At 44.4% G+C, this 12,158-nt stretch carries 11 protein-coding genes; 2 read left to right on the top strand and 9 right to left on the bottom strand.

The genetic code is table 11. The features are described 5' to 3' along the window. Window positions 1-7 precede the first annotated feature (7 nt). The 3 genes from ITG09_19275 to moeA all read right to left on the bottom strand — a co-directional run bounded on the left by ITG09_19275 (window position 8) and on the right by moeA (window position 4,413). Complete coding sequence (locus ITG09_19275; GenBank protein ID UPR55068.1) at window positions 8-2,143, bottom strand: LruC domain-containing protein; 2,136 nt, start codon at window positions 2,141-2,143, stop codon at window positions 8-10. A gap of 272 nt (window positions 2,144-2,415) precedes the next feature. Further along, a complete protein-coding gene (gene moeB, locus ITG09_19270) occupies window positions 2,416-3,165 on the bottom strand; it encodes a molybdopterin-synthase adenylyltransferase MoeB (protein UPR55067.1) in 750 nt (249 codons plus the stop codon). A gap of 12 nt (window positions 3,166-3,177) precedes the next feature. Beyond that, complete coding sequence (moeA, locus tag ITG09_19265) at window positions 3,178-4,413, bottom strand: molybdopterin molybdotransferase MoeA (GenBank protein UPR55066.1); 1,236 nt, start codon at window positions 4,411-4,413, stop codon at window positions 3,178-3,180. 214 nt (window positions 4,414-4,627) lie between these two features. Here moeA and folE point away from each other — a divergent pair, with 214 nt between their 5' ends. Continuing rightward, window positions 4,628-5,281, top strand: a complete 654-nt coding sequence (folE, locus tag ITG09_19260) for a GTP cyclohydrolase I FolE (protein ID UPR55065.1) — start codon at window positions 4,628-4,630, stop codon at window positions 5,279-5,281. Window positions 5,282-5,769: 488 nt separating this feature from the next. On the opposite strand, the gene ITG09_19255 is transcribed toward folE, so the two are convergent. From ITG09_19255 to ITG09_19240, 4 genes are all read right to left on the bottom strand, one after another. Next, window positions 5,770-6,369 carry a hypothetical protein gene (locus ITG09_19255; GenBank protein ID UPR55064.1) on the bottom strand — a complete coding sequence of 200 codons (600 nt, stop codon included), beginning with the start codon at window positions 6,367-6,369 and terminating at the stop codon, window positions 5,770-5,772. After that, window positions 6,362-6,901 carry a YaeQ family protein gene (locus ITG09_19250; protein UPR55063.1) on the bottom strand — a complete coding sequence of 180 codons (540 nt, stop codon included), beginning with the start codon at window positions 6,899-6,901 and terminating at the stop codon, window positions 6,362-6,364. The genes ITG09_19255 and ITG09_19250 overlap by 8 nt, the downstream gene beginning before the upstream one ends. 117 nt (window positions 6,902-7,018) lie before the next feature. Further along, window positions 7,019-7,228, bottom strand: a complete 210-nt coding sequence (locus tag ITG09_19245) for a cold-shock protein (protein ID UPR55062.1) — start codon at window positions 7,226-7,228, stop codon at window positions 7,019-7,021. 448 nt (window positions 7,229-7,676) lie between these two features. Continuing rightward, the gene (locus ITG09_19240) at window positions 7,677-8,762 is read right to left on the bottom strand and encodes a PQQ-dependent sugar dehydrogenase (GenBank protein UPR55061.1); all 1,086 of its coding nucleotides are present in this window, start codon (window positions 8,760-8,762) and stop codon (window positions 7,677-7,679) included. A 270-nt stretch (window positions 8,763-9,032) separates the two neighbouring features. Here ITG09_19240 and ITG09_19235 point away from each other — a divergent pair, with 270 nt between their 5' ends. Continuing rightward, window positions 9,033-10,226: a multidrug effflux MFS transporter gene (locus ITG09_19235; protein UPR55060.1), complete on the top strand. Its 1,194-nt coding sequence runs from the start codon at window positions 9,033-9,035 to the stop codon at window positions 10,224-10,226. A gap of 106 nt (window positions 10,227-10,332) precedes the next feature. Here ITG09_19235 and ITG09_19230 read toward each other — a convergent pair whose 3' ends face one another. Both ITG09_19230 and ITG09_19225 read right to left on the bottom strand, forming a co-directional pair. Further along, the gene (locus ITG09_19230; GenBank protein UPR55059.1) at window positions 10,333-11,118 is read right to left on the bottom strand and encodes an ABC transporter ATP-binding protein; all 786 of its coding nucleotides are present in this window, start codon (window positions 11,116-11,118) and stop codon (window positions 10,333-10,335) included. 77 nt (window positions 11,119-11,195) lie between these two features. Next, a complete protein-coding gene (locus ITG09_19225) occupies window positions 11,196-11,957 on the bottom strand; it encodes a siderophore ferric iron reductase (GenBank protein UPR55218.1) in 762 nt (253 codons plus the stop codon). Window positions 11,958-12,158: the final 201 nt, after the last annotated feature.

Here is a 12,158-nt window from a genome sequence, read left to right as displayed (position 1 = left end):
TCTCTCCTTATGGTTCGTAACGTTGGTTGTCTGCAGGTGATTGATACCATGTTTGGTTCGTCTCACCGCCGGATTCTGCGTATTGTTTAAACTCTGGGTAAGCGGTAACAATATCGACGTACTCTAGAGGCCACTCCCATTCGTCATCCGATGTCACTATTAGCGCCCAAGGGTGGTTCTCTGCTGTTTTGAAGTATTTACCTGTTGATGGATTGCTGTCATCAACGCCTAATCCAGCTTCAAAGAGGTTAGTAGTGTCAAATGCCTCGGTTGGAGCTTGGTCTGGCAAGTGAACCTCCCAGCTACGTCCTGGATGAAGAGGTAGGTTTTCACCGTGATAATACCCAGGCGTTGCGAAAATGAACGGGTCGTAAGGCATATCGGTCCAGTTGTCTGTACTCACACCGTCACCGGCTAAAGAAATACCAACTTGGAATGAGAACTGCTCATCTTCTTTACATCCATTACTGGTACGGTAGAAGGTACAACCAGTGCTGATTTTTTCTGTCAGGTCATTGGCGATAACAAAGATTGCTTCGCTACGTCCATCTTCTAGGTCAAGGTCAGTAAATACACCATTGTGTTTCATGTAAGAGCTACCACTACTCACTAAGCTCAGGTCTAAGTTAGGAAGTCGAACAGCAAAACCATTTCTGTACGTTGCCCCGACAGCTGCTAAGCGGCCGTCGATCGTAGATTTAACGACTTTTCCATCTTTAAGGATTTCGGTAATACGATACATAAGAACAGCATCGTTCATGTCGTAGTCAGCTTTATATGGCCAGTTATCTTCGTATGCGAGCGTTGCGTAGCCAGAAGCACTCGGGAAGTAACGAGCGGTGGCGCCATCGTTAAGAACATCGACTTGAATATCGACCACCTCACCAGAGGTTGAACCGCCAAAGTAACTTAGGTTGGTTTGTTGACTGAATCTAAATCGAGCCCACGTAGTACCAGTAAGTGCGTTGATATCGACGTTTAAGAACAGATCGTTTTCACCAGCATCTAACAGGTAATCTGTAAACACTTGTTCGTTGGCGCCATCGAAGCTGCCATCTTGGTTCCAATCTATCCAAGCTGAAAGGTAACCGGTTGTAGAAGCTTCAATCACCACCTTCGAATCAAGCCCGGCTTCAAGCGCAGTAACAAAACCGATACCGCCGTTTGCCCACTCATCATCAATGCCAACACTTTCATCCGACTGCGGAGTTACATAGCCATCAAGATCGGCGTCGGGCGCATCTGTACCTAACCACGTCACGCCATCCAGTTCATGTCGAGGGCCGTTGCTTGCTAATAACGTTAGGTATGTATCTGGAGCGTCACCGAAGTCGATGTTGGAATCTTCATCAACAACAGGCGCATTCGCGCAACGAGCGCCGTCATTTTGACCAGAAGCTGGGCCATTCGATACAAATTCAACCGCTGGAACAATCCCTGCTGCGATATTGGTCGCGTTGTCGGGAGATAGGTTGATTCGGTAGATTTTCCCGTCTTGATTTCGAGATACGTAGTAATAGCCGTTTACATCGAAATAACCCGCACCGAATGTGCCTGTTTCTCCGGTGTCACCGATGTAGGTTTCTGCACCAGTTGTAGGGTTGAAGCTGTATAAGCCACCCGAATCGTTATCAATACCATACAAAGAACCGTCACTTGGATGGAAGGCGAAATCAGTCAGTTTTACGGTTGCCGGGCTCCCAGCTATTTTGTTAACTGTAACAGTCGCGCTTGGGTCGGCGTCTAACGGCGATAGGTCAACGGTGAATAGCCCTTTGCCCGTGCGGTATAAGTAGTAAACGTGGCCATATACGTCACCTACATAAAAGGTGTGATCGGTTGGTAAGCCACTGGTATTGATAATTTCTGCTTGGAAGTCTTTGCCAAGACGCACCAAGCGTTTGTTGGTGGTGTCATAACCATAAATATATCTGTCTTCGAAATCGAAACCGACGCCGTTGATGTTGGCATTCATACCCGTGTCGTCTTCTAACAGGGTGGTTGAACCTGTCACTAGGTTTACACCCCAAACCTCGACGGGTTTAGACTGAAAGAGGTAAGCCTGACTGGGGCAAGTGTCGAATGGTGTTGCGTTGGCGACTAGAGGCGCACTTAATAGCAAACTTAACGTTGTAATTCTCATATCTACATCCTTGTGATGGAAGGTACAGATACTTTTACAAGTCACGTGCCAATTTTAACTTGTTGATTTTTAGTGTTTTTATTTTTTTATTTTTTTATTTTTTTGTTTTTAGGTTTGTCATTGTATTCTCAAAATGAGAACTCAAATGAAACTAATTTCTCATAGAGTATTTCAAATTGATAAAGCGATTTGAAACGCTGATGTTGAGGCCTAAAAAAGCCCTGACTTTTAGTCAAGGCTTAGGTTCTCGATAGGAGGGGATATGGTTTAGTCTATCGACACACTGAACAGCCCGGCATCTTCATCAAATTCATTTCGCGCCAACTGTGTGACATGGCATCGAGAATTAAAAGTTTGCCTTGTTTTGGCTGCCCGAATTTAGCAATCACCTTAATCGCTTCCAAAGCTTGAGCAGCGCCTACCATACCAACAACAGGTGCCATAACGCCTGCTTCAACACAACTCAGTGCTGCGTTACCAAATAGCGCGCTTAAACACTGGTAACACGGTGCGTTTTCATCTTGATAAGTGAATACGCTAATCTGACCTTCCATGCGAATAGCAGCACCAGAAACAAGTGGTGTTTTTGATGTGTAGCACAAGCGGTTTAATTGATTGCGTGTTTCAACGTTGTCGCTAGCATCAAGAACAAGAGAGTGTGCTTCGATTAAACTTGCTAGCGCTTCGTCATCAAGTCGGTGATTGACAGTTTCAATCGTCAGGTGAGGGTTTAAAACCTGTAAAGACTCAGCGGCAGAATCCACCTTCTTCTTACCAATGTCAGCATCGGTGTGAAGCACTTGTCGCTGCAGGTTTGAAAGCTCAACAACATCATCGTCGATCAGTGTCAGCTTACCAACACCCGCAGTCGCAAGGTATTGAGCAGAGGCACAACCCAAGCCACCGGCACCCAGAACCAAGATTGAGCTCTGTTTCAGAGCTTCTTGGCCTTCAAAATCAAACTGTTTAAGGATGATTTGACGGTTGTAGCGAAGCATCTCTGCGTCAGACAGTATTTCCATCAGTAAGCCTCGTTAGTAAAGCGTCGAGTTAAACAGTTGGATCTGAACCGTTTCACCAACTTCAACACGGCCACGTTCACGCTCTAGAACCACAAAGCAGTTTGCTAAGCTCATTGAGCGGAAAGTGCCTGAACTTTGGTTGCCTGTTGTTTCTACGACAAACTGACCGTTTTCAATCGAGTAGATACCACGTTGGTAATCAGTACGGCCTGGGCCTTTTTTGAATGCAGATTTAGTAATAGCAGGGATCGACTCTGGTGCCGTCCATGCTGTGTGACCTGCCAGTTTAGCCAACATCGGTTGAACCAAAACATACATCGTCATCATTGCAGATACTGGGTTGCCCGGTAGGCCACAGAACCACGCATCATCCAATTCACCGAATGCAAATGGCTTGCCCGGTTTGATTGCCAGTTTCCAAAAGCCGATTTCGCCAAGTTCTTCAAGAATATCTTTGGTGTAATCTGCTTCACCAACGCTTACACCACCAGATGTCACGACAACATCTGCTAACTCTTGAGCTTTTACAAAGGTTTCTTTAAGCGTTGCAGGGCAATCGGGGATGATGCCTAGATCAATCGCTTCACAACCGAATGCTTCGATCAGCGGTTTAATGCCATAGCGGTTACTATCGTAGATTTGACCATCTTCAAGCGGTTGACCTAACGGTTTTAGCTCATCACCGGTCGAGAAGAAAGCGACTTTAGGTTTGTGCGCAACAGTCACGTGGCTCACACCGAGTGAGGCGATCATTGGAATGTCGCGAGGTGTTAAACGTTCACCTCGGCTAAGAACGATATCACCTTGTTTGATGTCATCACCAGTAGGGCGAATATTGTTGTTCAGCTTGATGTCGTCTTGTTGAATCTCAATACCACCGTCAGTTTCGACAGTATTTTCTTGCATGATGACAGCGTCACAACCTTCAGGGATTTTTGCGCCAGTCATAATGCGAATACAGGTATTGCTTGGCCATTCACCTTCGAATGGCTGGCCTGCAAAAGATTTGCCTGCTAATGGTAGCACTTTACCGTTCTCAAGGTCTGCTAAGCGCAGTGCATAGCCGTCCATTGCTGAGTTATCAAAAGGAGGTACGAAAATAGGGGAAAGAATATCTTCAGCAAGTACGTAACCCAATGCATCTGCAAGTGGCAGAGTCAGGGTTGTTTGGATTGGTTTGATTGGTGACAGCAGCTTATCTAGTGCTTCTTCAATTGGCATTAAGCCCGGAGCGTCGCAGCAGCCCATAATTGAAATCCTTTGATCGTTATTGTTTTGATTTTGTGGTTAGCAATGGTGATTGAAAGTGATCAGAACACCTGATTCGCCAACGAAATTCTAGCCACTCTAGCACAGTTTAAGCCCCGTAAATAATGACCTCCCTTAAAATATGGGTGTATTTATTCAAAATTCCGAGTATCCTTGTTTGCCATCCAGAAGGGGTAATAAAAGAGGAAGTTCAATGTCAGGTCTTAGCGAATCAGCGAAGTTGGTTAAAGATGCGCTAGCAAGCCGTGGTTTAGAGACGCCAATGAGTCCAAACCAGGTTAGCCGAGAAGAGAAAAAGGAACGAATTGAATACCATATGCGTGAGATTCTCACTCTCCTTGAACTTGATCTTACGGACGATAGTCTGGAAGAAACACCGCAACGTATTGCCAAAATGTACGTGGATGAAATTTTCTCTGGTTTGGATTACGCCAATTTCCCTAAAATTACTGTAATTGAAAACAAGATGGGCGTTCGTGAGATGGTACGTGTAAAAGACATTACCGTGACCAGTACTTGTGAGCACCACTTAGTGACGATTGATGGTAAGACTGCGGTCGCTTATATCCCTCGTGGGAAAATTATCGGCCTTTCAAAGATTAACCGTATTGTTCGATTCTTTGCTCAGCGCCCACAAGTTCAAGAGCGTATGACTCAGCAGATCCTTGTTGCACTTCAAACGTTACTCGAAACTGATGACGTTGCTGTAACCATGGATGCGGTTCACTATTGCGTTAAATCTCGCGGTGTAATGGACGCAACCAGCGAGACGACAACGACAGCTCTGGGCGGTATTTTCAGATCAAACCCAGCAACGCGCCACGAGTTCTTACACGGCCTGCGTTAATTGCCTTGTGATGTGATAAGTACGATTTAGCCTCAGTAAATCGACAACCAAGATTCTAAGCCTCGCACTCGCGGGGCTTTTTTGTACTTGTAGTAAAGTTAATTACAATGATTGAGAATGAGCGAGTAGGGAATCTGTTAGTAAGTGTGGTTTTCTGATTTCGTATGAGATCCCCGACTCAGTCGTCCCTCTTTCTCGGGGATGACGAAGAATATTGGCGTGTTAATGCAGAAGTGTTTCGACGAGTTTATCCAGGTGTATCTGAGAATAGAGGGGATATTTTGTATGTCTGTTTATCTGTGTAAGTGTTTAGGTGAAACGCACTCAATAAATTTGGAGCACACACATTCGTCATTCCCTAAAGTGAGGAACGAGCGTAATAGGGAATCTGCTCTTATGCGAATAATTGATAATGGAAACGGTGGTTGGAAATAGATGCGCTCTACAGGGTGTAAAGCGCAACTTGGATACAGCAGCTGGTGGAATACTTAAGAAAGATTAAACAAACGCTTTAAGTGATGAACAATACCAGATGGTTTGTTCTCTGCTTGATAGATGTTCAAGCCATCATAAAAACTCGCCATGAACTCTACGCGAATCTCATCATCACTGCTTCTCGAAATGCGAGACAGTAGCGTCGCGGCTACAGCAGCATGATCATTGGCTAGGCTGTAATCCATTCCTAGTCGTCCTTGAATGAACAACCATAAATGCGTCACTAATTTTAACTGCTGAGCGTTAGAGTTTTGAAACTTGTCGCCGTGCTCACTGCCTACTGTATTATCGAAGACACTTTGCATCGCTTCGTTAGCGTCTTTATTACTCTCAAAACGATAGCTTGCATCGATATGCTCTTTGGTCAACAAGCCAAGCAATGTCTGACGCGACGAGTTATCAGGCTTATTCTCACAAGCGTGTTTAAACAGGGCATGATTTGCGTCGATAAAAGACGCTAGCTCTTTTTCAAAATCTGTCGCAATCGCAGTTACTGAGTCTAAACCAGACTCTTTCAAACAAACGTAGAGTTTAGTTTTGGCTTGCTGGTTTGCTTCAAGTTTCTGCTGACTGTTAGTTGGTAGCTCAGTCATTACTCTGTAGCTCTTCCCACGTTACTTCAGCTGATTGCGTGTCGCTATTTACGAAAGCAGAGTTACCTGACAGCATTACTGAAAGATCCATTGTGCGTTGTGTCATTGCGGCTAATTGCTCGATACCTTCGTTATCCAAACGAACGATTTGAGCTTTTAGGTAACCGAACTTACCTTTGTTCTGCTCCCACCAAACGTTCGACTTGGTGTTGAAGCTGAATACACGCACTGATTTAGATAGGCGAGTTGCCTTCTTAACACGTTCTGGATCCGGTTCGCCCACATCAACCCATTCTAGAATTTGATCATCTAACGATTTCTGCCATAAATCGGGTTCTTCAATGCTAGACAACCCTTTAGTGAACTCAAGTTCAGGAGACGCATTGATACAGAAAGCCATGATACGAGCCATCATTCGCTGTTCTGTTTCTGAAGGGTGTTGTGCAACCGTTAGATTAAAAGAGTCGTAATAGTCGCGATTCATATCGGTTAAAGAGATACGAAACTTGTAGATTGTCGGTTTAAGAGCCATTGAGGGGGTGTCTTAGGTAGAAATAGTGAAGGGGAATATTACCTTAAATCTCTGAATAGCGGGTAAAAAAATAGCCAGCAGAGGCTGGCTATTTTTAGAAAGCTTTAAAATACTAAATTAAAGTACTTTGATGCTGTCAGCTTGTGGGCCTTTTTGACCTTGAGATACTACGAACTCAACTTTTTGGCCTTCAGCAAGAGTTTTGAAACCGTCGCCTGTGATAGCAGAGAAGTGTGCGAATACGTCTGGGCCGTTTTCTTGTTGAATGAAGCCGAAGCCTTTAGTTTCGTTGAACCACTTTACTGTACCAGTAACTGTGTTAGACATGATGATATCCTAAAATTAAATTTTTATTTTGAGCCAATTGTGGCACTGATAGCGCGGAAAAGTTTATTGCTATTGCGTACAACACAACGGGGTTACTAGTAATCCAACGAAATGTTTATATACAAAGAACTTTCTTTCTAGCCGGAAACGAGTCTAAATCAAATCAGGGGATAGTCAATCGAATACATAGGGAAAGGTTGCAGAAACTTGGGGGTAGTCAAACTTTGCATTCCTTAAATATCATGGAGTTACAGTTGTATGGTGATTTCTTGTCGTTTTTGTGAAAAACATAGGTATGTTTGATGACGAAATTAGAGTTGTTGCACTGTTTTGGTACATTTTATTTTGTAGTGAGTAAGCCGCTATTTGGACTTTGAGCCCAGTTTTAACGGCTTGTATTTAGAAATTTCGTTGTCAGTATCGTGTCTCTATTTTAAAGAGGGTCAGGCTATTTTTTCAGTCGGTAAAGGTTGCCGTTATCAGTACTAAAATAGATGTCACCGTTTGGTGAGGTTTCGATGTCTCTAATTCTCTCACCTAAGTCTCCTAAAATGCGCTCTTCTTTTATTGCCTCACCTTGCTCGTTGACTGTGACGATATTGATGTGGGTAAGTTTGAGTGCCCCTGCCAACAGTTTACCTTGCAGTTCTGGGTATTTCTCGCCTTGGTAGACGATCAAACTTCCCGGTGCGATTGAAGGGACATAGACTCTTTTAGGTGCTTCAATACCATCTTTGGTTTCAGATTCACCAACGCTGATAGGGCCCCAATACTCTTTTCCGTGTGATGTGACTGGCCACCCGTAGTTGGCACCTGCTTTTATGAGGTTAATTTCATCACCACCACGCGGACCGTGTTCAATCGACCAAAGCTTCTGAGTCGGGAAATCGTAATGTAGCCCTTGTGGATTACGATGACCAAAGCTCCAAATTTCATTGAGCACCTTGCTGTTATCCGCGAATGGATTATCGCTTGGTGTACTTCCATCGGCATTCAACCGTAATATTGAGCCAGCGTGAGTCATGGTGTTTTGGCCGTTGTCTCGATCACCACGGTCGCCGATTGAAAAATACAGGTGGCTATCATCAAAGGTGATACGGCTGCCAAAGTGACGTCCGGTGTCCGTTCTGGATTTCGACACAAACACGTCTGTCCAATTGGTGATTTCACTATTGTTGTAATTAGCAGAGGCCAGTGTCGTTACGCCTTCACCATCGACGTCCTTACTGTAAGTGACGTAGAACTTACCGCTTTCAAAAGGAGAGAGTGCGATATCCAATAATCCACCTTGACCTTTAGCCCAAACATTGGGCAGCCTGAACAGTGTGCTTTGATCACCTGTTTTTAAATCGACATGTTTAATGACGCCTGATTTTTCGGTGACTAGCATGGACTTATCGTTGACATAAACTAAACCCCAAGGGATCACGAGTCCGTCAGTGATCTTTTCTGCCTGCCACGCAAAGGCTGACGTTATAGGACCAGAGGCAAGCAGCGCCAAAGCACATGAAAAAATACGGTGATGAGTGTTCATTGAAGTCCCTTGATTATGAGCATCTAGTCTTAGTCTAGCGCCTATGACCGGTAGGCGGAAAGCCGAGGTTGCTGAAAAGTGACTATTCACATATTTAGCTGAACGCCTATTGTATGATTATACAAGCTCACGTATGTTTACTGTGCCTTTCTCTATTAGATCCCGTCGGAGCATTATGAACAACTCGCCAGCAGCATTTTTGCTATTTTCTCAGTTTTTATGTTGTGAGTTAGATACGCACGATTTTTCCTCGAATGGACGAATTAAACGATGAGTCGTAGATTTGATTTTAAATCGATCTTACTTGCGTGTTTGGTCATCAGTATTGGCCAGCTCAGTATGGGCTTGGTGTTCCCTTCTTTACCTTGGATCGCGAAAGATTTTGATGTCTCGCTAGAACAAGCGCAGCTTTTGGTGAGTGTGTATTTATTAGGCTTCGGTCCTTCCCAGTTTATTTATGGCCCTATTTCCGATGCTTTGGGACGTAAGAAGGTACTGTTGAGTGGCCTGTTGATCGCCATGCTGGGACTATTGATGATCATCTTCTTCAGCCACTCGTTTACCAGTATGGTGATGGGGCGATTCCTGCAAGGCTTAGGTACTGGTTGTTGCGCGGTACTTGCTCGTGCTTCCACGCGAGACCGATTCAGTGGGGCAGATTTACCGCTCGCGATGTCTTACATTGCAATGGTTGCGTCTATTACACCTTTGATTGCGCCCGTTATCGGCGGCTTTATTAACTTCCATTTTGGCTGGAGTATGGTGTTTATCTCACTACTTGGCTATGTATCAGTGGCTTGGGTGGTATTGGCGTTCAAGTTTAAAGAAACTGTTACTCAGGTTTCGGCTATTCCTTCACCGAAGAAAATGGTTTCTCAATATAAAGAGCTACTCACTTCTCGTTATTTTATGAGCTTCGCGAGTATCGGTTGGCTTAACTTTAGCTTGATGATCACTACTGTGTCGGTGATGCCGTTTATCATGCAGAACCAGATCGGCATGACGTCAGATGAATACGCGATGTGGGCGGTGATTCCTGCATTAGGTATGCTAGGTGGAACAAGCTTATGTAACCGTATTCGCCCTATGCTTGGTAACAAGAAAACTCTGTTATGCACGCCTGTATTGCACGTTGCTGCGGCGTTGTGGCTGTTCTTCTGTCCACTCGATCCTTTATATCTCATGCTTGGTCAGTTCTTGATGATCCTTGGTAATGGTATTGCGTTACCTTGTGCTCAGGCATTAGTGATGTTGCCTTATAAGAAGAATGCAGGCGCGGCGGCTGCGATGTCTGGCGGCGGGCAGATGGTGGTGTCTTCCATGGTGAGTATGGGGTTAGTTCAATTAGGGCTAGGAGAAGCGTGGCATTTATCGCTCGTCATCATGCTGTTCACATTGATTACCCTGTTTAACATTTTGCGTGGCTTTAGTAGCCAAGAAGCCAGAGATTCTCAGCTTAGCTAGTGAGTTAGAATTAGTTAGCGAATTTAAACAGAAAAGGCCATTGAAGTGATGAATTTCAATGGCCTTTCTAATGTTCAGCGTTTGGGTTTAACTGTCAGAATATAAGCTATTCGCAGACCACGGCGACTTTTTCGCTTGCGGCTGTTTTGGCTGGAACTGGGTGGTCGATCAGTCGGATAGGGGACTCATACAGTGCCGATAATGCCTGTTCATCGAGTAACTTATCGGCACTGCCTTCAAATGCGATCTGACCTTTCTTTAAAGCAACGATGTGTGTCGCGTAGCGCAGCGCAAGATTCAAGTCGTGTAAAATAACGATCACCCCAACATCTTCTTTTTTGTTGAGTTCCGACAGTAAGCCCATCAGTTGAAATTGATGATGAACATCCAATGCAGAGGTCGGCTCATCAAGGATCAATACCGGAGACTGTTGAGCCAGTAGCATAGAAACCCATGCACGTTGACGTTCACCACCAGACAAATCATCCGCTAATGCTTGTGAGAATTCAGTAACCCCAGTTCTTTCCATTGCTTGTTGGATGATCGATTTATCTTCTGAATTCCAACGGCCTAATGCGCCTCGCCATGGAAAGCGGCCTAAACGAACCAGTTCTTCGACGGTTAAGCCAGCAGAAGCTGGGAGTTTTTGCGGTAAATACGCAATCTTCTTAGCTAAGTCTTTGCTTTTTAATGAAGAAAGAGAAGTACCGTCTAATTCAACGCTGCCATGATCCGGTAACATCTGCCCTGATAGCAAATTAACGAGTGTAGATTTACCTGAACCATTATGGCCAAGTACGACAGTGAGTTCATTGGTCGGAATAGTAAGGTCTTCAATTGAAAGAATGGTTCGTTCATCACGAACAATTTTGATGTTTGAAAGCTGAAACATGTCAGTCCTGTGTCTAGACCAATAAAGCGACTCAATGAAATCAAACGAGCTTTATTGGCCTTTAAAAATAGAGGGTGTTATTGAGCTGCTTTTTTGTTGTCGGGATGTCTTGGACAATCGTCGCAATACTTTCCTGATTCGCATTTGTAAACTAAGCAGCAGCTGACTCTGATTAGCTTTAGCATGCCCGAATTAGTATCAACCTTCAGGCTGTCCAAATGACTTTCTGACAATTGGCATGCTGCTAACCAAAGCTTAGCTTGTTCAGTGATATAGTCGTTGGTTAGGCTTGGTTCGTGTTGCTGAAGTTTTATCAAACTGCCTAACAGTAGGTCAGCCAATAAATGATTGGTAAACCCCGGACGAATACGTGTCCATTCACTTATTTGGCTGCGATAAAACTCAGTGAGTGCAAGTATGGCTTCGCCAGCTTTAGGTATCAATTCCTCAGGTGAGCCGTGTTGATGATCACCATTAAAGAAGCGATATCCTGTGACGAACTCTTTGTACCTAAACTGACCGATATTCTTGATATCAGGCAGGGAGTGAAGGCCGTAGATAGAAACGAAGGTCACATAGATGGGCTGCCAGCAGACGAGATCCCAAGTCCGGGTCAACCAATAAGCTTTACCTGCTTCTGTGTGATTTTCCGCTAAGCCATCGTAAACACGTTTGATCTCGATATGGCTCTTCTCATTCGTCATTGCGATGCTTCTGCTGCTCAGAGATCCATAGCTGCCGCTTAAATAAGGCGTGACTTGTTTAGAGTAAGCGAAGATTTTTTGGTGTAGAGAAGGAGCTCTCCGACGAGTGATGATGTTGTGCAGCTGGGAAAGCATCATAAACCATTAAATGAGAATCAGTTTCGTTATCATAGCGAACCTTCTCGAGGATAACCATACAAAATGGAGCATACCCGCGGAGAACTCGTTATATAAGATATTTATAAATTGAGCATGCCTTGGTCATTTTAAGTGATAAAAGTCGCTTTAAATGATAAAAAGTATTTCTGAATCTAATATGTTGTTACCACTACCGAG

Origin of the sequence: Vibrio cyclitrophicus, assembly GCA_023206055.1 — a bacterium.
In the GTDB taxonomy this organism is placed as follows: Bacteria; Pseudomonadota; Gammaproteobacteria; order Enterobacterales; family Vibrionaceae; genus Vibrio; species Vibrio cyclitrophicus_A.
Note: the sequence above shows the minus strand (reverse complement) of the source record. Positions and strands in the feature narration are given on the sequence as shown.